The organism is Sorangium sp. So ce321 (assembly GCF_051530195.1).
GTDB lineage: Bacteria > Myxococcota_A > Polyangia > Polyangiales > Polyangiaceae > Sorangium.
This window is the reverse complement of record NZ_CP150329.1, coordinates 1,902,572-1,924,751: the sequence shown is the minus strand read 5'-3', so window position 1 is coordinate 1,924,751 and position 22,180 is coordinate 1,902,572. Positions and strand designations below refer to the sequence as shown.

The 22,180-nt window shown below is 71.2% G+C and carries 16 protein-coding genes; 12 read left to right on the top strand and 4 right to left on the bottom strand.

The window, feature by feature from the left end; genetic code table 11:
- Positions 1 to 12: 12 nt before the first annotated feature.
- Both WME89_RS07475 and WME89_RS07470 read left to right on the top strand, forming a co-directional pair.
- Complete coding sequence (locus WME89_RS07475; RefSeq protein ID WP_438008541.1) at positions 13 to 2,307, top strand: D-alanine--D-alanine ligase family protein; 2,295 nt, start codon at positions 13 to 15, stop codon at positions 2,305 to 2,307.
- Positions 2,304 to 3,506, top strand: a complete 1,203-nt coding sequence (locus tag WME89_RS07470) for a P1 family peptidase (RefSeq protein WP_438008540.1) — start codon at positions 2,304 to 2,306, stop codon at positions 3,504 to 3,506. The genes WME89_RS07475 and WME89_RS07470 overlap by 4 nt, the downstream gene beginning before the upstream one ends.
- 240 nt (positions 3,507 to 3,746) lie before the next feature.
- On the opposite strand, the gene WME89_RS07465 is transcribed toward WME89_RS07470, so the two are convergent.
- Together WME89_RS07465 and WME89_RS07460 are read right to left on the bottom strand one after the other, a co-directional pair.
- On the bottom strand, positions 3,747 to 4,124 hold the full coding sequence (locus tag WME89_RS07465; RefSeq protein WP_438008539.1) for an STAS/SEC14 domain-containing protein: 378 nt from the start codon (positions 4,122 to 4,124) through the stop codon (positions 3,747 to 3,749).
- 366 nt (positions 4,125 to 4,490) lie between these two features.
- Positions 4,491 to 5,732, bottom strand: coding sequence for a glycosyltransferase (locus WME89_RS07460; protein ID WP_438008538.1), 1,242 nt, complete (start codon positions 5,730 to 5,732; stop codon positions 4,491 to 4,493).
- Between the two features lie 149 nt (positions 5,733 to 5,881).
- Here WME89_RS07460 and WME89_RS07455 point away from each other — a divergent pair, with 149 nt between their 5' ends.
- The 5 genes from WME89_RS07455 (at position 5,882) to WME89_RS07435 (ending at position 13,200) form a co-directional block, all read left to right on the top strand.
- Positions 5,882 to 6,970, top strand: coding sequence for a Gfo/Idh/MocA family protein (locus WME89_RS07455; protein WP_437624387.1), 1,089 nt, complete (start codon positions 5,882 to 5,884; stop codon positions 6,968 to 6,970).
- The gene (locus WME89_RS07450) at positions 6,967 to 7,977 is read left to right on the top strand and encodes an NAD-dependent epimerase/dehydratase family protein (RefSeq protein WP_438008537.1); all 1,011 of its coding nucleotides are present in this window, start codon (positions 6,967 to 6,969) and stop codon (positions 7,975 to 7,977) included. The genes WME89_RS07455 and WME89_RS07450 overlap by 4 nt, the downstream gene beginning before the upstream one ends.
- The gene (locus WME89_RS07445; RefSeq protein ID WP_438008536.1) at positions 7,974 to 10,490 is read left to right on the top strand and encodes a hypothetical protein; all 2,517 of its coding nucleotides are present in this window, start codon (positions 7,974 to 7,976) and stop codon (positions 10,488 to 10,490) included. The genes WME89_RS07450 and WME89_RS07445 overlap by 4 nt, the downstream gene beginning before the upstream one ends.
- Before the next feature lie 242 nt (positions 10,491 to 10,732).
- Positions 10,733 to 11,698 (top strand): hypothetical protein, encoded by a 966-nt coding sequence (locus tag WME89_RS07440; RefSeq protein WP_437624384.1) that lies wholly within the window; start codon positions 10,733 to 10,735, stop codon positions 11,696 to 11,698.
- Between the two features lie 125 nt (positions 11,699 to 11,823).
- Entirely contained in the window at positions 11,824 to 13,200 is a 1,377-nt protein-coding gene (locus WME89_RS07435; protein WP_438008535.1) for an O-antigen ligase family protein, read from the top strand.
- Between the two features lie 136 nt (positions 13,201 to 13,336).
- Here the strand turns inward: WME89_RS07435 and WME89_RS07430 are convergent, their stop codons facing one another.
- Positions 13,337 to 14,068, bottom strand: a complete 732-nt coding sequence (locus WME89_RS07430; protein WP_436625558.1) for a sugar transferase — start codon at positions 14,066 to 14,068, stop codon at positions 13,337 to 13,339.
- A gap of 179 nt (positions 14,069 to 14,247) precedes the next feature.
- Between WME89_RS07430 and WME89_RS07425 the strand changes: the two genes are divergently transcribed.
- The 5 genes from WME89_RS07425 to WME89_RS07405 all read left to right on the top strand — a co-directional run bounded on the left by WME89_RS07425 (position 14,248) and on the right by WME89_RS07405 (position 20,215).
- Entirely contained in the window at positions 14,248 to 14,721 is a 474-nt protein-coding gene (locus tag WME89_RS07425; RefSeq protein WP_438008534.1) for an ATP-binding protein, read from the top strand.
- Positions 14,718 to 15,017: an STAS domain-containing protein gene (locus WME89_RS07420; protein ID WP_044985570.1), complete on the top strand. Its 300-nt coding sequence runs from the start codon at positions 14,718 to 14,720 to the stop codon at positions 15,015 to 15,017. The genes WME89_RS07425 and WME89_RS07420 overlap by 4 nt, the downstream gene beginning before the upstream one ends.
- 300 nt (positions 15,018 to 15,317) lie before the next feature.
- Entirely contained in the window at positions 15,318 to 16,883 is a 1,566-nt protein-coding gene (locus WME89_RS07415; RefSeq protein WP_438008533.1) for a GumC family protein, read from the top strand.
- Positions 16,876 to 18,729, top strand: coding sequence for a CpsD/CapB family tyrosine-protein kinase (locus tag WME89_RS07410; RefSeq protein WP_438008532.1), 1,854 nt, complete (start codon positions 16,876 to 16,878; stop codon positions 18,727 to 18,729). Before WME89_RS07415 ends, WME89_RS07410 begins: the two co-directional genes overlap by 8 nt.
- An 88-nt stretch (positions 18,730 to 18,817) precedes the next feature.
- Complete coding sequence (locus WME89_RS07405) at positions 18,818 to 20,215, top strand: hypothetical protein (RefSeq protein WP_438008531.1); 1,398 nt, start codon at positions 18,818 to 18,820, stop codon at positions 20,213 to 20,215.
- Between the two features lie 121 nt (positions 20,216 to 20,336).
- Here the strand turns inward: WME89_RS07405 and WME89_RS07400 are convergent, their stop codons facing one another.
- Positions 20,337 to 22,031 carry a SpoIIE family protein phosphatase gene (locus tag WME89_RS07400; RefSeq protein ID WP_437624376.1) on the bottom strand — a complete coding sequence of 565 codons (1,695 nt, stop codon included), beginning with the start codon at positions 22,029 to 22,031 and terminating at the stop codon, positions 20,337 to 20,339.
- Between the last annotated feature and the right edge of the window lie 149 nt (positions 22,032 to 22,180).

The window sequence follows — 22,180 nt, the reverse complement described above, 5'->3', positions numbered from 1 at the left end:
ACAGGAGAGACCATGCGTATCGCGCTCACGCACAACCTGAAGATCACGGGATCCGCCGATGAGGCCGAGTTCGACAGCCCGGAGACGATCGCCGCCATCGCCGGCGCGCTCGAGCGAGCCGGGCACGAGGTCGAGCGGATCGAGGTCAGCGGGCCGGCTTCCCGGGTCCTCGCGCGGCTCGAGGCGATCCAGCCGGACCTCATCTTCAACACGGCCGAGGGCCACAAGGGCAAGACGCGCGAGGCGTTCTACCCGTCGCTCTTCGACGAGCTCGGCATCCCCTACACAGGGTCCGATGCCTACGCGCTGAACGTCGCGCTCGACAAGTCGCTCACGAAGCGCGTCCTCGCGAGCTACGGCGTCACCACCCCGCGCGCCCGCCTCGTCAACCGGACCACGCTGGAGAGCGGCGCGCTCGACGACGTGAGCTTCCCGGTCATCGTGAAGCCGAACTTCGAGGGCTCCTCGAAGGGGATCTTCCGGGAGTGGAGCGTCTGCGAGGACGCGTATCACCTCGCCGAGGTGGTCGAGCGGCAGCTCGCGCGCTTCGAGGCGGGGCTGCTCGTCGAGCACTACGTCGCCGGCATCGACGTCGCGTGCTCCTTCGTCGACGGGCTCAAGGAGGCGAGCGGCGCGCGCACGAACGGCATGGCCACGCCCGAGGGCGTCCTCGCCCCGATCGAGTTCGTGATCGATCCCCAGGTGCCGGGCAGCTACAACGTGTACGACTTCAACCTGAAGCACGCGAAGCCCGAGCGCGTCACGCGCCGGCCCGCGCAGCTGCCCGCGCAGACCATCGAGCGCATCCGGTCGCTCACCGCGCGCATCGTGCGCGCCCTCGACCTCAAGGACCACGCCCGCTGCGAGTTCCGGGTCACGCCGTCGCCTTCGCGCAACCAGGGCCACGACGTGCACTTCCTCGAGGTCGACGGGCTGCCGACGCTCCAGCCGGGCGCGAGCGTCTTCGTGGCCGCGGCGCAGCGCGGCGTCGATTTCGACGGCGTGATCCGGGCCATCGTGCGGAGCGCCTGCCAGCGGCGGGGGCTCTTGCCGCTGCTGGAGAGCAACGCGCCGCGCCGGGCGAAGCGGAGCGCGCTGCGCGTCGGCTTCACCTACAACATGAAGCGGGGCGAGCCGGCCGCGGCCGAGGGCGGCGGGGCCGGCAAGGCGGGCTCCGGCGCGATGTACGACTCCGAGGCCGAGTTCGACTCGCCGCGCACCATCCAGGCGATCGCGAGCGCCATCGAGAGCTACGGCCACACGGTGGTCCCGCTCGAGGCGACCCCGGACCTGCCGCGCGCGCTCACCGCCGCCGGGGTCGACGTCGTCTTCAACATCGCCGAGGGGCTCCGCGGCCGCGGCCGCGAGGCGCAGGTGCCGGCGCTCTGCGAGCTGCTCGGCATCCCCTACAGCGGCTCGGACGCGACGACGCTCTCGCTCGCCCTCGACAAGGGCCTCACCAAGCAGATCCTGCGGGCGGCCGGCATCGAGACGGCCGAGTGGCAGGTGGTGACGACCGGGCGCGAGAAGCTGAAGCCGTTCCGCTATCCGGTGATCGTGAAGCCGAACGCCGAGGGGACCTCGAAGGGGATCACCTCCGCGTCCGTCGTCAAGGACGAGGCCGCGGCGCGCGCGGCGGCGAAGCAGCTGGTCGATCGCTACCACCAGCCGGCCCTCATCGAGGAGTACATCACGGGGCGCGAGTTCACCGTGGGCCTGCTCGGCGAGCGGCGGCCGAAGGTGCTGCCGCCCATGGAGGTCGTGTTCGTCGACCCGCCGACCTACCCCGTGTACGGCTACGAGGAGAAGCAGACGGACACGCCGCGGGTGCGCTTCGAGTGCCCCGCGCAGCTCACGCCGTCCGAGCTCCGCCGCGTCGAGAAGGTCGTGCGCGACACGTTCGCGGCCCTCGCGTGCCGAGACGTGGCGAGGGTCGACCTGCGCATGACAAAGGATGGCAGGGTGTACGTGATCGAGATCAACCCGCTGCCCGGCCTGACGCCCGACTTCAGCGACCTCTGCGTCATCGCGAAGGTGGCGGGGATGGATTACCGGTCGCTGATCGGCGAGATCATGGCCGGCTGCCTCAAGCGTCACCGCGAGACCCGCGCCCCGTCGCCGCAGCCCGCCGCCGCTGCGGTGCCCGCGGCCGGCGCTGGCGCGCCCCAGGCGGGCGCGGCGGGCGCCTCTCAGACGGCCGAGCCGGGCTCGCAGCCCGCGCCCGGGCCTGCGCTCGCCGTGCCCTCGCCGCTCGCGGCCGAGCCCGCGCCGCAGCCCACCGCCAGCCCTGAGGTCGCGGGCCCGTGAGCGCGCCGCCGACCCCGCTGAGGCGCCCCCGGCTGCGCGAGCTCGGCGTCGCGATCGGTCGGTTTCCGACCGGCCCCGAGAACGCGATCACGGACGTCACCGGGGTGCGGGTCCACCATGTGACCAAGATCGAGGGCGCGGGCGAGCTCATCCCCGGCATCGGTCCGGTCCGCACGGGCGTGACCGCGGTCATGCCGGCCGACGGCGACATCTTCCTCGATCGGGTGTTCACCGCGAGCTACGTGCTGAACGGCGCCGGCGAGGTGACCGGCCTCTCGCAGATCGACGAGTGGGGCCTCTGCGAGACGCCGATCCTGCTCTGCAGCACGCTCTGCGTCGGCCGCGTCCTCGACGCGACGGTCGCGTGGCTCTCGCGCCGCCACCCGAAGATCGGCAAGGAGTTCGACGTCGTGATCCCGGTCGTCGCCGAGTGCGACGACAGCTACCTCAACGACGCCGTGGGGCGCCACGTGACGCAGGCGGACGTCGAGGAGGCGATCGACAACGTGCGGAGCGGCCCTGTCGGAGAGGGGTGCGTCGGCGCCGGCACCGGCATGCAGACGTTCCATTTCGCGGGCGGGATCGGCACCTCGAGCCGCAGCGTCCCGGTCGGCGGGGTCGACGCGATGGTGGGCGCGCTCGTGCTCTCGAACTTCGGCGACCGCGATCTGCTCCGCATCGACGGCGTCCCCGTCGGCAGGCTCGTCAGCGACCGCTTCGCCCACGTCCCGCGGCGGGGCCCTGCCGGCTCCATCATCGTGCTCGTCGCCACCGACGCGCCCCTCATTCACCGCCAGCTCGCGCGCCTGTCGCGCCGCGCCGCGCTCGCGATCGGCCGGACGGGCGGGTACGCGGCCAACAACTCGGGCGAGATCATCCTCTCGTGGAGCACCGCGAACCGGGTCCCTCGCGTCGCCATGGAGCAGTGGAGCGCCCCCCGGTCGAGCCGCTCGCTCAGCGTGCACCCCCTCGCGCCCGGGCGGCACATGGCCGAGCTCGTCCTCGACACCGAGCTCGACGCGCTTTACGAGGCCACGGTCGACGTGGTCGAGGAGGCGATCCTGAACGCCATGTGCGCGGGCGTCGACATGACCGGCCACAGCGGCCACCACGCGCCCGCCCTGCCGCTCGACGCCGTGGCCGAGCAACTCCGGCGCTACCGCCCTCCCCACCCCTGCGATCCGGACCCGCTGTTCTAGCGGGTGCCCCCCCGCCCCGGCGAAACGCTCACCGAGCGGCGGTCGCCCGCACAGGAGACGGGCCCAGATCGGCGTTTTCGGCGCGGAGGCGCCCCCCGCCCCGGCGAAACGCTCACCGAGCGGCGGGCGCCCGCACAGGAGACGGGCCCAGATCGGCGTTTTCGGCGCGGAGGCGCACTCCGGTGCGCTGAGCACCGAAAACGTCGAGGTGGGCCCGTATCCGAAGCGGGCGCCCGCCGCTCATTCTGGATCGCCGTGGAGGAGCCACTCGTGGGCCGCGTCCTCGTCCCAGAAGCGCCGGAGGACCTTGTCCGTGCCGCTCTCGCGCGCGACGCGGTTCAGCTGGAGCGCGACGATGTCGCTCTCGATGATCTCGGCGACGCGCATCACCCCGAGCTCCAGACCGAACTCCTGGACAGCGCGGATCTTCTCCGCCACCTCGGGGGCCATCGGCCGGAAACCGCGGACGTCGGCCTTGATCTTGATTCCTCGGCCCTGGAGGCTCTCGCACGCCTTCCGCAGCTCGCTGACAAAGTTCTCCATCTCCTCGAGGCGGACGCGCCCCTCGAGGACGAAATCCACCATGGCGTGGATTCGGTCGATTTTGATCTCGAACACGTTGAGAGACCTCCTGCCAGTTCCCGAAGGGGCGGGATGGGGCCGCGGAATCATACTCCGGATCGCGGGGCGCGAGCCCCGCGATCGCGACGCCGGAGCGGCCGCGATGCCGGCCGTCGGCCATGGGCGTCGCGCGCGGGGAGGCGGGGAGCGGCGGCGCGCCGTCCCGGAGCGGAAGGCGTCTCGCCTCGTGGTTCTCCGGGAAATCCGCCGCGCCGCCCGCGCGCATTCGGCTCAGGCGCGGGCGGCGCGCGCGCGCATTCGGCTCAGGCGCGGGCGGCGCGCGCGCGCATTCGGCTCAGGCGCGGGCGGCGCGCGCGCGGCGCTGGGCCGCCCGGGCTCGCGCGCCCTCTCGCTCGCGGCCCTTCACGCCGTCCGCGCCTCGCCGACGGGCGACGTGCCCCGTCCGCGCCGCGCGGCGATCGCCTTCTCGTAGATGGTCGTGTACTGCGTGAGCAGCGTCGGCCACTGGCGCTCCTTGAGGATCCACGCCCGCGCGTTCTTGCCGACCTGCTCGAGGCGCTCCGGGTCCTTCAGGGCCTCGACGGCCCGCTTCGTCAGGTCGGCGCTGTCGCCCGCCTTGAAGACGAACCCCGTCTCGCCATAGCGCACGAGCTCGCCCATCGCCGGGACATCGCTCACCATCACGGGGCGGGCCATGGCCATCGCCTCGAGGGGCTTCAGCGGCGTCGTGAGCGCGGTCGTCCGGGTCCGGATGCGCGGATACACGAGCAGGCTCGCCATCGCGTAGATGTTGAACACCTCGTCGTGCGGCACCCGTCCGGTGAACGTCACCTTGGACTCCACCCCTCGTTCGCGGGCGAAGGCCTTGAGCTCCATCTCCTGGCCGCCGGCCCCGGTGATCACGACGTGCGCGTCCGGGATCTCCCGCGCGATGTCGCCGATCGCCGCGATGAGGGTCTGGAGCCCCTCATACGGCTGGAACGTGCCGACATACCCGATGAGCCTCTTCCCGGCGAGCCCGAAGCGCTCCCAGGCGCCGGGCGGCGCCTCCCGCGGCGAGAACTTGTCGGAGTCGACGCCGTTGCCCACGACGTAGAGCGCGTCCTTGCTGCGCACCCGCGGCGCGACCGCGTTCTTCAGGGCCTCGCAGATGGTCACCGTGGCGTCAGCGTACTTGTAGACGATGCCCTCGAGGCCGGCCGCGATCTTGTAAGGCACCGAGTCCTCGGCGAATTTGCCCCGGTCGACGGAGGCGTTCTCCCAGAGGTCGCGCACCTCGTAGACGAGCGGCAGCCGGAAGCGGCGCGCCGCCGCGAGCGCCGGCAGCCCGACCAGCATGGGCGAGTGCGCGTGGATGAGATCAGGCTGGAACTCCCGGATCGCGTCCTCGACGCGCGCCTCCAGCGCCCGCACCAGCGAGAGCTCCCGGACGACCGGCAGCTTCTTTCCGGACGGCTCGCGCGTCCGCCAGTAGGAGATGCCGCCGATCTCCTCCTTCAGCGCGTCCCCGGAGCCCTGCTGCGCCGAGGTCACCACGGCCGGACGCATCCCGTGCTCGGCCTGATGCTTGATGATGTAGTCGCTGCGGATCGTGTAGCCCGCGATGACAGGCAGCGACGTATGAAGAACATGGAGCACGCGCACGGATCACCGCCCTTCCTTGTGATGATGCGCCGCGGAGCCTACCCGAGGCCGCCGCGATCGTCATCAAGCTCGTCCGACCCCAGCGCCTCGTCGCGACCGAGCGAGAGCCTAGCTCTCGGCTGCCCCGTTGCGGTACGCTCCGCCGCCCCATGACCCTCAAAATCGCGATCGTCGGCTGCGGCAAGATCGCCGACGGCCACATCGAAGAGATCCAGAAGATGCCGGAGCGGGCCCGGGTCGTCGCCGTATGCGACCTAGAGCTCCTGATGGCCGAGCAGATCGCGGTGCGCTACGGCGTCCCGAGCCACTACGACTCGTTCGACCGGATGCTCGACGTCGAGAAGCCCGACGTCGTTCACATCACCACCCCTCCGCAGTCGCACCTGTTCCTCGCGCGGCGCGCCATCGAGGCGGGCGCCCACGTCTACGTGGAGAAGCCGATTGCGCTGAACCTCGCGGACGTGCGCCGCCTCATCGAGCTCTGCACCGCGGCCGGGAAGAAGATGACGGTCGGCTGGGAGTACAACTTCGATCCGCCGGCCGTCGAGATGCGGAGGCTCATCGGCGAGGGCGTGCTCGGCGACCCCGTCCATGTCGAGAGCTGCTTCGGCTACAACCTCTCCGGCCCCTTCGGCGCGGCGCTCCTCGGCGACGGCTCGCACTGGGTCCATCGCCTCCCGGGCAAGCTGTTCCACAACAACATCGACCACCTGCTCAACAAGGTCGTCGAGTTCGTGGACGACGAGCAGCCGAAGGTCACCGCGACGGCCTACGCGCTCCGGGAGAAGCGCTTCGGCGACGCGCGCGACGACATGCTCGACGAGCTCCGCGTCACGGTGCAGGGCGCGCGCGTCAGCGCCTACGGGACCTTCTCGTCGCACGCGCGGCCGCCCGGGCACTTCCTCCGCGTCTACGGCACGAAGAACACGCTCCACGTCGACTACACGAGCCGCACGGTCACGCTCGACGCGTCGCCCCGGCTGCCGAGCGCCATCGGCCGCGTCGTGCCCGCCTTCGATCAGGCCCTGGCTTACCTGCGCGAAGGCGGCAGGAACGTGGTCAGGTTCGCCCGCAGCGACTTCCACTTCTTCTCGGGGATGAACCGCCTGATCGGGCTCTTCTACGACAGCATCACGCGGGGCGCGGAGCTGCCCATCTCGTACCGGGACATGATCCGGGTCGCGTGGATGATGGATGAGATCTTCCGGCAGGTCCCGCAGGAGAAGGCGCGCACATGAAAGTCCTTGTCACCGGCTCGAACGGCTTCCTCGGCTCGGCGCTCGTCGACCGGCTGCTCGCCCACGGCGAGACCGACATCCGCTGCCTCGTCCGCCCGGCGAGCAACCGCTCGCGGCTCGAGGAGATCGAGCAGCGGCGGGGCGTCCCCCTCGAGCTCACGGTGGGCTCCCTCGCGACGAAGGAGGCCGCCGAGCGCGCGGTCGAGGGCGTGGACGTCGTCTACCACGTGGCCGCGGCCATGGGCGGCGCGCCCGCGGACATGTTCCTGAACACCGTGGTCGCCTCGAAGAACCTGCTCGAGGCGCTGGTCCACACCGGCCGCTCGCCCCGGGTGATCCTCATCAGCTCCTTCGGCGTCTACGGCGTGGCCGACCTCCCGCGGGGGTACATCGTCGACGAGAACACCCCGCTCGAGTCGCGGCCCGCGCAGCGGGACCTCTACTCGCAGGCGAAGCTCCGGCAGGAGAAGCTCTTCTGGGAGTACCAGGCGCGCTACGGCTTCCCGCTGACGGTGGTCCGCCCCGGCGTCATCTACGGCCCGGGCGGCAACGCCTTCTCCGGCCGCGTCGGCATGAGCCTGTTCGGCGTCTTCCTCCACCTCGGCGGGCGCAACCTCCTCCCGCTGACGTACGTCGACAACTGCGCCGAGGCGATCGCCATCGCCGGCCGGAGCGAGGTCGCGAAGGGGCAGGTCTACAACGTCCACGACGACGACCTGCCCACGGCCGACGCCTACCTCTCCCGCTACAAGCGCGAGGTGAAGCCGATCCGCTCGCTCTCGGTGCCTTACGTCGCCCTCACCGGGATATCGAAGCTCGTGGAGCGCTATCACGCCTACTCGAAGGGGCAGCTGCCGGCCGTCTTCACGCCGTACAAGACCGCGACCTCCTGGAAGGGGAACCGGTTCGACAACACGAAGCTGAAGGCGCTCGGCTGGAAGCAGCTCGTCTCCACGGAGGAGGGGCTCCAGCGGACGTTCGCGTACCTCAGGGAACGCGCGACATGACGCGGCGGCCGTCGCGCGCGCCGCTCGCTCCGGTCGCGTCGCTCGCGATGGCGCTCGGCCTCGCGGGCCTCGTCGCCGGCTGCGACCGGCGGCAGACCCCGGGGCCCCCGGCGGTCCACAGCGGCGCGGACGCGCAGCCCGGCGTCGCTGCGCTCGCGCTCGCCGCGCCGGGCGCGCCGGGCGTTGACGGCCCAGCCGCGACGCGCTTCGAGGGGCCGCCCGCGCCGCCGGCCACGCCGGTCAAGGGGCACCCGCGGCTCTGGGTGCGCGAGGCCGACCTGCCGAAGCTCCGGGCGCGCGCCACGCCGGCGAACCCGCTGTTCAAGGAGCTCGCCGCCGTCACGGCCGAGGCCGTGGCGGCGATGGACAAGGGCAAGATCCCCTCCGAGGGCGACTGCGCCGAGAGCCGCGTCTACTGCGAGGCGCACGCCGAGCTGTTCGCCTTCATGTCGCTCATCTCGAGCGAGGAGGCGGCCCGCAACGACTACGCCGCTCGCGCGCGGAAGATCCTGCTCTACATCGTCGACCGCGTGAACAAGGGAGATCCGCAGGACCCCTTCAACAACAAGTTCTCGACCGGCGACCGCGCCCGCTGGGCCGGCGAGTCGTTCGGCCTCACGGTCGACTGGATCTACGGCTACCTCACGGCCAACGACAAGGCGGCGATACGGCCCGTCTTCCTGCGCTGGGCGGAAGCTCAGCTGAAGTCGTCGACGACGAGCCACGACCACCCCGAGCCGCTGGGCAAGCTGAACGACCCGGTGATGCTGAAGGAGCCGAGGAAGCGCCGGTACGCCGTGAACAACTACTTCACGTCGCACATGCGCAACCTCGCGCTCCTGTCGCTCGCGTTCGACGCGGCCGACGACCCGCCGGAGCCGAAGCCGAGCGGCACCTACCCGCGGCTCAGGGACTACTTCGCCAACGTCGCCGGGGCGTGGCTCTACATGACCGACAGCGTCCTCCGGAACGACGCGCGCGGCGGCTCGCCGCCGGAGGGCTTCCAGTACGGGCCGGCGACGCTTGCCTACGTGAGCGAGACGCTCCTCGCCATCCAGACGGCGGGCGAGGCCGATCCGGCGAAGTGGGGCCCGCAGGTGCACCTCGACGGCAACCCCTTCTGGCACGAGTTCATCCCGGCCCACCTCCACAGCCTGAGCCCCGCCGCGCCCGCGGGCCGGATCGGGCCGACGCACGAGGCCGCGTGGACGGGCGACGGCCAGCGCTACGAGTACACCGATCACATCGACCCCTTCGCGGCGCTCGGCCTCCACGCCCAGAACAGCGGCAACGCCGAGCGCCTGAACGCGCTCCGCTGGATGGCGATCCACGCGGGCCCGGGCGGGGCCGCGGCCCTCGCGCGGCGCGCCCGCTCGCAGCTCGGCCAGGTCCACAAGCGCCACTCGATCATGTACTTCCTGCTGATCGATCCGGCGGTCACCCCGACCGATCCGCGCCCCGCCACCCCGCTCACGCACTACGGCCCCGGCCTCGGCCAGGTCTTCGCGCGGACGAGCTGGGGGCCCGAGGCGACGTGGCTCCAGTTCCAGCTCGGCTGGGAGCACATCGACCACCAGCACGGCGACGGCCTGAGCTTCGGCTTCTACCGCGGCGGCGAGTGGCTCACGAAGGAGCGCATCGGCTACGGCGCCTTCTTCGGGAACTCCGAGCAGCACAACACGCTCGCCGTCGAGAACGACAGGAACCGCCGCCACGACGATCCGAACCGCGGCGAGCTCTGGCGGCGCGGGTCCCAGTGGCCGCTGGTGCACACGAACGATCCCCGGGTGCTCGCGAAGAGCTTCGCGCAGGACTACGTCTACGTGCTCGGCGACGCGACCCCGCTCTACAACTCCGAGTACGAGAACATCGGTGACGTGAAGCACGTCAGCCGCTCGCTCGTGTGGCTCAAGCCGGACCACCTCGTGCTCTACGACCGCGCCGCGACGGGCAAGGAGGGGCGCTTCAAGCGCTTCTTCCTGCAGACGCCGACCCTCGCGCAGGTCGCCGGGAAGCTCGCGACGGTCACGACGCAGAAGGGGCAGAAGCTCTTCGTGACCGCGCTGCAGCCCGAGAGCGCCGTCTTCGCGGCCGAGCCGTACAAGCCGACCGGCACCTGGGACACGAAGCCGGCCGAGTTCGAGCCGATGCTGGCGACGCTGCGGACCGAGCCGCAGGCTCCGATGCCGAAGGAGGCGCGCTTCCTCCACGTGCTCCAGGGGGCCGCCGGCAACGCCGCGGCGGACGCGGCGACGCTCGTGCGCACGAAGCAGGGGACGCCGTTCGCGGGCGCGGCGGTGAAGGGCACGCTGGTCCTCTTCCCGGTCGACCTCGGCGCCGTGTCCCAGGTGCAGTTCACCGCGCCTCCCGGCGTGACGAGGTACCTCGTCACCGGGCTCGCCCCGGGCGCCTCGTATGACGTGCTCAGGAAGCCCGCGGCCGGCGGAGAAGAGATCACCGTCCGCGCCGGCTCGGCCACCAAGGCCGACGAGGGCGGCGTCCTCTCCTTCTGAGCGGGCCGCCGCCGGGTCGCGCTCGACGGCTGCACGCGGCTGCCCCCGACAGCCGCGGCGGCGGGGACGTACCCGCCGATCCGTCCTCGAGCGCCACGCCATCGCGCCATCGCGCCATCACGCCTGGCCCCCGCGCCCGGCTCGCGTGGCGCGTGAAGCTGCTCCCCGCCCGCTCGGCTTGTCCTCGGCGCGGCGCGCTGCGATAATTTATCGTCCCCCGCCACGTCTTCTACGGAGATGTCATGAGCAAGAAGCACCTCGTCTCTGCCGGCGCGTTCTTCGTCGCGCTGGGCGCCCTGTTCATCCCTATCGAGGGCAGCGCCCCCGCCGCGACGGGGCCCATCGCGAAGGCCGGCGCGCTCGATCTGTCCGGCTTCTCGGGCGCCCGGCCCGACGCCCCGCTGGATCTCCTGTTCATCCACCACTCGTGCGGCGGCCAGATGCTCACGGATCCAGGCCCCGAGAAGGAGAAGGCGTCGTGCGTCTACGAGGCGCACCCGAACGGGGGCGGGCTCAAGAAGAAGCTCACGGCGCAGGGCTACCGCGTCCACGAGGCCTCGTACGGCAGCGAGATCGGCGAGAACACCGACCTCTTCGACTGGGCGCCCAAGTTCCGCGACAAGATGGACAAGGTGCTCCGGGTCGCGCTGAACGACCAGATGCACCCGGACGGCGTGGTGAACCGGATCGTCGTCTTCAAGTCCTGTTATCCAAACAACCGCTTCGTCGGCGAGGGCGCCGCCCCCGGCAACCCGGCCGGTCCGGAGCTCACGGTCTGGAACGCGAAGGCCACGCTGGCGTCGCTCCTGCCCGAGCTCGCGAAGCGGAAGGACACGCTGTTCGTCTACGTCACCGCGCCCGCCAACATCCTCAAGCGCTCGAAGGAGCCCGTCTGGAAGTGGACGGCGAAGCAGCTCCTCGGCAAGCCGTCCGAGGCCCAGGTCGCGCAGCGCCAGGCCGACCTCGCCCGCTCGTTCAACAACTGGGTCAAGTCGCCCGACGGCTGGCTCAGCGGCTATGCGGAGAAGAACGTCGTCGTCTTCGACTACTACGATGCGCTCACGAACAAGGGCGAGTCGAACTTCTCCCTGTACGGCTCGGAGGGGAACACCGACCACCACCCCTCGCGCGAGGGGAACGAGAAGGCCGCGGACGAGTTCGTGCCGTTCCTGAACCAGGCCGTGCGCCGCATGGGCCTCAGCACGTGAAGCACGCGACGACGCGCGCCCGGCCCAGCCGCCGGGGGGCTCGAGCGCAACTTGCTTGACGCGGCCCGCGATTCTCCGGAACGTCCCCCTCCACCCGAACCGCGTCTTCGCTGAGGACCCTCGCCATGCTCGCGCTCCCCGGGGTCATCCTTCTCATCATCTTCATCTACGGCAGGCCTCAGGAGTGGGACGAGCGGTTCGAGAACCTGCCGTTCCTCTACCTGTGGCTCGGCCTCGCGTTCATGGGCATGGGCCTCGATCTCGCCCTGGGCAAGACCAGGCTGAGGACGACCCCGCAGCTCCGGTGGGCCATCTTCACCTACCTCTGGTGCGTGCTCACGCTCGGCGTGCGGAACCCGGCCGAGTTCTCCGAGGGCTTCGTCTCGATCAGCGTGACGTTCGTCCTCTTCTTCCTGATCGCGCACAGCCCCGAGGGCTTCAAGGGCTTCCAGAAGCTCGCCGGCACAGTGCTCGTGATGGGCCTCTTCGTGGCGGCCGTCGCCGTGCACCAGGGGTTCTCCTCGTGGCAGTGCCTCGCGATGACCCAGACCATCGGCGGCTCTCGCGGCGAGGCCGGCATCCCCGACGGCCGCTCCTGCGAGCTCCGCGTGGACTGCCGCGAGGGGCCGGGCGCCGATCCCGACACCGAGTACCTGTGCGAGCGCGTCGGCCTCTTCAAGACGTCGACGATCAACGGCCGCGTGCGCTGGCGCGGCGTGCTCCAGGATCCCAACGAGCTCGCGCTCACGTCGGGCATCGTGCTGCCGTTCAGCTTCGCCCTGTTCGAGCAGAAGCGCTCGTTCACGCGCGCGCTGCTGGTCCTCGCGTCGCTCCTCGTGATCGCGACCGCGATCATCCTCACGCAGTCGCGCGGCGGCCAGCTCGTCTTCGCGACGGTGCTCGGCGTCTACTTCGTCAAGAAGTACGGCATCCGCGGCGCGATCTTCGGCGCGATCTTCGCGGCGCCGCTGATGCTCCTCGGCGGGCGAGGCGGCGGCGAGGCGGAGGAGTCGGCCAACGAGCGCACGGAGATCCTCGCCGAGGGCCTCATCATCTACCGGATGTTCCCGCTGATGGGCGCGGGCTTCCGCCAGTTCACGGAGCACCACTGGCTCACCGCGCACAACGCGTACCTCCTCGCGCTCTCGGAGCTCGGTCCGCTCGGGATGTTCGCGTGGTCGGCGATGATCTACCTCACGCTCAAGATCTCGCTCGTCGCGCTCAAGCGGTACGAGCACGGCGCCCAGTTCGCGATGATCCGCGCCTGGTCGATGGCGGTCATGGCCGGGTTCTGCGGGATGATGGTCGGGATCTTCTTCCTCTCGTTCACCTACCACTACGTGCTCTGGATCTACTTCGGCCTCGCGGGGGCGCTGTACTGCGCCATCAAGAGCGTCGACCCGCACTTCTCGGTCAAGCTCGAGAAGCGCGACGTGTACCGGCTCATCCTGGCCGACCTCGGCTTGATTGGCGCGATCTTCTTGCTCAGCAAGAGGGGCTAGGGCGGTGGAGGCCGCGCGCGCGGGGCGCGGTCGTCCTCGGGCGCCGAGCCTCGAGGCCGCCGCGAAGGTCGCGCGCGCCCGCGCTCTCGGCCTCGGCGATGGAGGCCGCGCGCGCTCCGCGACGCGGCCTCGGGGCTCAGCGCCCGAGGCCGAGGACCATCACGAGCGGGGTCTTCAGGATGATCGAGAGCTCCATCGGCAGGAACGTCGAGAGCTTCTCGAGCGACGCGGCGTACGCGAGGTCGAAGAGCAGCTTCATCCTCATGTCGTCGGCCTCGGCGCCCTCCGCCTCCTCGAGGCCGAACGGGTTGGTCAGCGTCGCCTCGAAGGCGGCGACCTCGCTCTCCGCCGGCGCGCGCCCGGTGTACCCGAGCGAGACCTGCGCGAGCCCGGTGATGCCCGGCTTGATGTCGCGCATCCGCTCCTCGAAGAAGGGAATGGCGAGCGCCAGGTTGACGAGGAGCTCGGGGCGCTCGGGGCGCGGCCCCACGATGCTCATGTCGCCCATGAGCACGCTCCAGAACTGCGGGAGCTCGTCGAGGCGCGTCTTGCGCAGGAAGCGACCGACGCGCGTGATGCGCGGATCGTCCTGCTGGGCGAGCACCGGCCCCGTCATCTTCTCGGCGTCCACGCGCATGGAACGGAACTTGCGCATGTGGAACTCGACGAACCGCGGGTAGGCGACGCCGTCCCGCACTTCCGTGCCGATGAGCATCCCGGCACGGCGCTGCATGTAGAAGATCGGCCCGGGCGACTCGAGGTAGATGGCCGCGCCGATGAAGGGGTAGAGCGGGAGGGTCAGCGTGAGACCCACGAGCGAGCCCGCGATGTCGATCGCACGTTTCGCTACACGAACGCCAGGTGTCACTGTTTACCTTGTGGCTCCCATAGTTCAGAACGTGGTAGGGTACAAGCTCGGATGGAGGTTTGGGCGTGATCCGACTCCGCGTACCAGGTTCGTTGACCTATCGCCACCTCGCCCTCCGCGTGGTGGCGGCCGCTTGCAAGATGGCCGCGCCTGGGAGGGTCGAAGGCGGGTCGCCCGGCATGAGCCAGGAGGATTTCGAGGACCAGACCGTCTCGGCGTTCGGCGAGGCGTTCAACAACATCGCGATTCACGGATACCGCGCTGGTCCGCCGGGCGACGTCGACATCGAGATCGAGTCCGACGCGGACGGCATCATCATCCGCCTGATGGACACGGGGTGCAGCTTCGATCCCGCGGCCATCGAGAACCCTCCCATAGACGACCTCCCCGAGTCCGGGATGGGGCTTTTCATCATCAAATCGTTCATGGATGAGGTCCACTACTGTCCCGGCAGCCCGAATGTCCTCCGCCTGGTGAAGCGGCGGGAGGGCAGCTCGTGCATCGCCGGCGACGGCAGCGAAGGCAGCAGCGAACAGGAGAGTTCCGATACCAACTTCGCCGAGGCGACGGGGCATCGGACGAGCAGTTTTCGAATGCGGAGCGTCTCCCGATCGGGCGCAGCCCGCGCCGCAGGGGGCATCAAGATCCAATGAGCTATACGCGGACCGATAACGGCAATGAGACGGTCGTGCAGTTCGAGGGGACCCTCGACGCGGTGACCGCCCCGGAGTTCAGGACGTTGGTGGACGAGCTGGTGGCCGAGAACCGGCAGAACATCACGCTCGAGCTCTCGTCCCTCCGGCTGATCGACAGCTCTGGCGTCGGCGTCATCGTCTCGCTGTTCAAGCGGGTACGAGCGAACGGCGGCCAGGTGCGCATCGTGGGGCTGCGCGATCAGCCGCGCGCCATCTTCCGCCTCCTGCGCCTCGACCGGGTGTTCCCCACGTGACGCCGCGGGCGGCGTGCGCGCCGCCGGCCTGGCGACAGCGGCAGCGCTGGCCGCGGCGCCCCGAGCACGTCGCGGCGCGCCCCGCGCCGGCGATGTCCCTGGCGCGCCACGGCCACGCCGCCCTCGCGCACGGCCGGCCCGCGGCGGGCGTGGGGTGAGCGGCGATACGGCGAGGAATAACCGCGTGCAACAAGCTGGCGCTCGGGCGGCACACGTCTACCATAGGCAGCCGTCCGCCGGACCGGGGTGTGCGTTCTCCGGGTCGCGCGGAGCAGGGCAACCTTCGAGGGAGCGGGGAATATGGACAACTGGAAGATGAACCAGCAGCCCGCCGGGCCTCCCCCGCCCCAGGAGCCGCTCGGGGCGCTTCCCGCCGATGCGACGGCGCGACCTGCGGGTCCGCAGCCGCCCAGCATCAGCGCGATGATCAACCGGACCCTGGCGCACTGGTACGTGGCGGTGCTCGTGGCGCTCGCGGGCGTCGGGTTCACGGTGCTCGTCGTGCAGTCGAGGAAGCCCGCGTACCGCTCCGAGACCGTGATCTTCTACCGTGAGGGCGTGAAGGCGACGTACCTCGGGCCAGACGGGCCCGACCCGCTCCGCACCCTCTCCGCGCGGCTGAAGGAGACGCTGCTCGCGCGCTCCAACCTCGAGAAGGTCGTCACGGAGTTCAACCTCTTCCCCGACGTCCTCGAGAAGCGGGGCATGGTCGACGCCGTCGACCGGCTCCGCATGAAGATCACCTTCAAGGCCCGCTCGACCGACACCTTCGCGATCTCGGCCGAAGGAGAGACGCGCGAGCAGGCGCAGGAGGTGACGCAGCGGCTCGCGGACATCCTCGTCGAGGAGACGACGCGCATGCGCAGGTCGCAGGCGAAGCTCACGAACGAGTTCCTCGACTCCGAGCTGAAGCGCGCCGAGCAGGACGTCGAGAAGGCCGAGACAGAGCTCGCGGCGTTCCTGGCCGAGCACCCCGAGTTCGCGGCCGAGCAGGCCGCGCCCGGCGGCGCGCAGACCGGCGCCGCCATCCGCGCGCAGGAGCGCCGCACCACCACCGCCGACCCGACGCTGGAGGCCCTCGAGCGGCAGGTGCCCCGCCTGCGGAGCCGGCTCACCGGCAAGCCCGAGCAGGTGATGGCGAGCGCCGGAGGGGGTCCCTCCCCCGCGCTCGTCCGGCAGAGGGACCAGGCCGAGCAGGAGCTCGCGACAGCGCGGCGGGACCTGGCGGACAAGCAGTCTCGCTTCACCGAGCAGCACCCCGACGTCCGGGCCGCCGCGGCCCGCGTGAGCAACGCCGAGGCGTCGCTGCGGCGCGCCGAGGAGGCGCTCGTCCTGCCGCCGGCGCCGGAGCCGGTGGTGGAGGTCGCCGCGACCGACGAGGCCGAGAAGGCGAAGATCAAGGCCCAGCTCGCGACGCTCGAGCGGGAGATCGCGTCGCGCAGGAACGCGAAGAAGGGGAACGCGGCCGACGCGAGCGAGACGGCGAAGGCGATCATCAACACCGAGACCGAGTGGTCGCGGCTCAGCCGCGAGAAGGTGCGGGCGCAGCAGCGGCTCGCCGACCTCGAGGGCAAGTCGTTCCGCGCGGAGATGGCCGCGAGCTCGGAGCAGGGCGGCTACTCGGCGCAGATCGAGGTGCTCGACCCGGCGTACAGGCCGAGCGCGCCCTCGAGCCCGTCGCGGCTGATCCTCGCCATCGGCGGGCTCTTAATGTCCATCGCCGCCGGCATCGCGGCCGCAGCGGCGCGAGGCATCGTCCTCGATGATCGGGTTTACGACATGGAAGATATCGATCGAATGGCGCTCGCTCCGGTGCTCGTCGTCGTACCGGCCGCCGCGCGCGCGCCCCGAGGGCGCCGTGGCTGAGACAGGCGGTGCTGAGCCGGGAAAGCCCCCGCCGGTCGCTTCCCTGGAGCGGGCGCTCGATCAGGTCTGCGACTTCCTGAGTCGCGCGGAGCAGACCGCGCGGGTCCGCGCCCTCGTCATCGAGGCGCGCCGGCTCCGCAACGTGGTCGGCAACTGGCGCTCGATCGCGCCGGACCCGGACGTGCGCGAGGAGATGATCGCCCGCGTCTTGCGCCTCGCGAACGACGCCGAGGACGTCGTCTCGGCGGAGCGCCCGAGCTCCAGCCAGGAGGACCCGAACGCCGCCTACGACTCGCCGACCATCCGCCAGGATCTGCCGATCTCGGGGTCCCCGCAGGGGATCGGGCTGCGTCTCGGCCCCGGCGGCCACCCCGCCATGCCGCCGGCGGTCGTCCGGGGGTCCGCGCCCGCGACGACGCTGTTCCTCGCGGGGGGCCTGCCCGCGGATCACGGCGCGCAGCAGGGCCAGGTGGCGGTGCACGGCGTGCACGCGCCGGCGCTGCCGCCCGGCCCCGAGCGGCACGGCCCGAGCCACGGGGTGACGCGCGTCGTCGATCTGAGCGCCACGCTGAGCAGCCCTGGGTTCGTGTCCAGCGGCTCGGGCGCGAGCCCGTCGGCGCCGGTGCCGATCGAGCGCGTCATCGCGCCGCCCGCGCGCGACGTGGGGGTCCGTAACGTGGCAGCCCAGCCGGCGCACCCGGCGCAGCCCGGGGGCTCGCCGCCGATCGAGCGCTCGTTCAGCGGCACGTTCCACTCGCCCCCGTCCCTCGTCTTCGACCGCGTGGTGCCGCCAGCCTCGCGCGAGGTGACCGTGCGCGAGGTGCCGCCGCCAGCGGCGCCGGCGCCGCCGCCTCCCGAGCGCCATCTCGAGCGCTCGGCCACCAGCACCTTCTCCTCGCCGCCCTCGCTCATCTTCAACCGCGTGGTGTCCACCCCGGCGCACCCGGCGCACCAGGCCGTGGACGCGAAGCTGCAGTCGCTCGACCCGACGTTCGAGGAGCCGCCGTCGCTTCACATCGAGCACATGCGCTCCCTGCCCTCCGCGCCGGAGAGCGCCGGGCTGCTCCCGGAGGAGTCCCTGGGCGGCCCGGGCGAGATCACCGTGCGCCCGTTGCCGATGCCGGACGGCGCGGATCCGAACATCGTGATGATCCACGCGCCGTACTCGCCGCCGGCGGACGCCTACCGCACGCTCCGGCGCAAGCTTCCGTCGGGCGCCGGGACCACGATCGCCGTGACGAGCGCGTCGCCGGGCGAGGGCAAGACGTCGTGCGCCATCAACCTCGCGCTCGCGCTCCGCGAGACCGTCCGCGGGAAGATCCTCCTCGTCGAGGCGAACATCCGCAAGCCGGGCATCGCGAAGGCGCTGCGGTTCGAGCCCCCGAGCTGCTTCACCGAGCAGCTCCAGCGCCACGCCAACGACCGGTTCGCCCCCTGGGTCGTCGTCGAGCAGGCGGCGCCGGCGCCCGCCGTGGCGCCCAGCGACGACCACATCGACTCGTCGGACAGGGGCGGGCCGTCGGGCAGCAAGCCGCCCGACCAGAGGCTCTCGCTCCAGACGCCCGTCCACATCCTGGCCGTCGATCCGCGCACGGAGCGGCCGCCGATCCTCGACGCGGTGGCGTTCTCGAGCGCGATCGAGAGCCTCAAGCGCGCGGGCTACTCGTACATCATCATCGACACGCCCCCGGTGCTCGGCAGCATGGACATGAACGTGATCGCCGACTCGGTCCACGGCGTGGTCATGACGTCCCTGGTCAAGAGGTCGACCCGCAGGTCGCTCCGCCTGGCCATCGAGCAGCTCCGGCCGGCGCCCATCCTCGGTGTCGTCCTGCTCGACACCTGAGCGCCCGGGGCGCGGCCGGCGACTTCCCTCGTCGAAAGGTGGGGGAGGCGTAGCCGAGCGCCGGCTCCATTGTTACCTTGCGGCCCTCATGCGCTCCGGACGAGGTATTGCGGTCGCGGCCTTCGGCTGCGCGATCCTCACCCATCACGACGCTCGAGCGCAGGACGCGTATCTCCAGGGCGTCTTCACCGGGTCGCTCGGCGTCACCGACAACGTGAGCTCGGCGGCCGAGCCTCCGGCCGGGCCTGGCCCGAGCGCCGACGGCTTCGGGACCGCGAGCCCCGGCCTGATCTTCACCTACACGACGCCGCGGACCTCGCAGACGCTGTCGTACACGTTCGCGGCGAGCTTCTTCTTCCTGCACCCGGAGGCGAACTCGTACTCGAACATGGCGATGTGGTCCGGCCGCTTCGTCACGTCGCCGAGGACGACGCTGACGCTCGGGGCGGCCGGGTCGCAGGGCCAGCTCAACACCTTCCAGCTCGAGCAGGCGGCGGGGACCACGACGCTCGCGGGCACCGCGGGCGGGACGACGAACTTCGTGCAGGCGTCGTTCAACGAGGGGTTCTCGTTCCAGCCCTCGCCGGTCTGGTCGCTCGGGCAGGGGGCGACGTTCCTCGTCTACAACCCGCTCCAGGACCGCCCGCAGCGCACGCTCAGCGCGGCGAACACGCTGAGCGCGCAGCGGATCTTCCGCCACGATATAGCGTCTCTCGCGCTCTCGGTCGGCTACACGCATTTCGACAACGCGCCGGTCAACGACACCGACCCCGCGGACACGTACGAGTCGCGCGATCAGCTCCTCAGCACGCTCGTGGCGAGCTGGCAGCACGACCTCGGCCGGCGCTTCTCGAGCCAGATCGACGTCGGCGGGGTCGTCGCGACGGACCTGACCGGCGACGCCGAGTCGCTCGTGCGGCCGGCAGGGCTCGCGGCGCTGCGCTACGCGCACGACCGGGGCGAGGCCGAGCTCGCGTACTCCTACGCGGCCACGCCCAACGTCTTCCTGCAGCAGATCCAGCTCTCTCATCAGCTGACGCTCCGCGCCGCCGCGCCGATCCTCCGCCCCGCGTGGCGCCTGTCGGTCGAGGGCTCGGCCGGCGTGCAGTTCGCGCAGCCTCTGGAGCGGAACACGGCGGGGGAGTTCGACACGGGGCCGAACACGACCGCGGTGCTCACCGACGTCGCGCTGCTCTGGAGCCCGGTCGTCGTCATCCCCGACTTCGCGCTCGCGCTCCGCTACCAGCACACGAACCAGCACACCGAAGCGCGGACCGCGCAGCTCCCCGACACGCGCATCATCCGGAACGCGGTGCTCCTGTCCGTGTCGGGCGCGTTCCCGCGGCGGATGGAGGCCGGCTCGCGCATCTCGATGACCCAGCCCTTCGGCTCGGCGGGCCCCGTCGGCCCGCCTCACCGGGAGCCGGAGCCGATCGAGCCGCCGGAGGGCTCGGAGCCGGCGGCGGGGGCCGACGCGACGCCCTAGCGCCTCGTCGAGGGCCTGCCGAGCTGCGCGGCCCCCACCTTCACCGCTCGCCCACGCGGCACGGATACCGCATCGCCGAGGTTCGCCCCTGTTGCGCGACCACGGTGGGCCGGCGCGACGCTCAGGTGCGCCGCGCGAGGAGGAACGCCCTGTCGTCCTCGGGCAGCTGGTCGCCGCGGAACTCCTCGAGCATCTGCGTGAGCTTGTCGGCGATCGACGCGACAGGGCGGCCGGCGCTGGTGGCGCACAGCTTGGCGAAGCCGGTGCCGAGCGCGTGCAGCCCGAGCATCTGCTTGGACGAGTTGCGCAGCTCGGTGAGCCCGTCGGTGTACATCGCGAGCACCTCGCCGGGCGCGAGCACGCTCTGGTGCGCCTCCATGGGCACGAGGCCGATCCCGAGCGCCGGGTTGACGGCCGCCTGGAGGTGCCGCAGGCCGCCCTCCGCGGTCGCCACGAGCGCCGGCGGGTGCCCTGCGTTGACGCACTCCATGCGGCCCGTCGCCGGGTCGAGGGCGACGGCCACCATCGTGACGAACGAGTGCTCCGGCAGGTACTCGCAGAGGTAGGCGTTCAGCCTGTCCATCATGCCCGTGATCCCGCGGCCGGCGTCGACCGTCGCGCGCACCATCGTGTGCACGCTCGACCCGATGAGCGCGGCCTGGAGCCCCTTGCCGCAGACGTCGGCCACCGCGAGCAGGAGGCGGCCGTCCGGCATCGGCACGATGTCCACGTAGTCGCCGCCGACCCACCGGCACGGCTCGAAGCCGAGCGCCACGTCCAGCGCCTTGAACTCCAGCCGCTTCGGGACGAACGTCCGCTGGATCTGGTGCGCCATCTCGAGCTCGCGCTCGATCGCCGCGTGCGCCTGCGCGTGGCGCCGCGCCTCCCAGGCCGACTCGGCCTGCTGGTAGACCTCGGCCGCGAGCGCGATGAGCCCGAGCCACTCGACGCTGCCGAAGTCGGGCGGCAAGGTCACGTAGAGCAGGTTCATCAGCTGCTCCTCGACCCGCAGCGGGCACGCGACCACCCAGAGCGCCATGACGTCGCGCGACATCGTGAGCTCGACCGTGGCGCTGTCGCTCACCAGGTTGCCGGCGAGCACCGGCTCGCGCGTGTCCTGCACCGCCGCGAGCACGCGGCGCGAGATGTACGGGGGCGCGACCGAGTCCTCGCGCCGGAGCGACTGGAACGGGCGGTGCGGCCCGGACAGGATCGTCAGCGAGCCGTTCTGCCGGAGGCGCAGCGCCAGCGCCATGCTGCCGTGGAAGTCCTCCCGGACCATCAGCTGGCAGAGCGCGTCGAACCGGTCCGTGGCGTCCTCGATGCTGAGGAGCCGCCGCGACAGGTCCATCAGGGTGAACAGGTGCTTCGCGGCGATCCGCGGCGGGTCGAGCTCGCCGAGCTTGCGGATCGCGGTCGGCTTGTCCTCCTCGAAGTGGAGTCCGCCCGGGTCGAGCGGCACGCGCGGGGCCCGCGCCGTGAGCTGGAACTCGAGGATGTAGTCGCCGATGCCGATGCGATCGCCGGGCTTCAGCACCTTCTCGTTGATGCGCTCGTCGTTGACGAGCGTGCCGTTGGTGCTGCCGAGATCGCGGATCCACCACCGGCCGAAGGGATCGCAGAAGAGCTCCGCGTGGCGCCGGGAGACCGTGTAGTGGTCGAGCGTGAGCTGAACGCCCGGCGCCCTTCCAATCACGATGTGAGACTCCATCAGGGGCCGCCGCGTGCCCGGGAGATCGCCGAGCCGGATCTCCAGGTGGCCCTTCCAATCCGAGCTCGACGGCGCAGGGCCCAGGCTGTCATCTGCAGGCGACATCGTTCGACCTGGCCCGACCATGGGCGGCGGCGTGGACATGGACCGTCTTCGAGGGGTACCGAACCGGCGCCCTGACATCAAGGGGATGCTCGCGATTTCGCGAGCTCAGCGAGAGCCTCGTCCGTTCTGTCACCAGACTGCGCCGGACC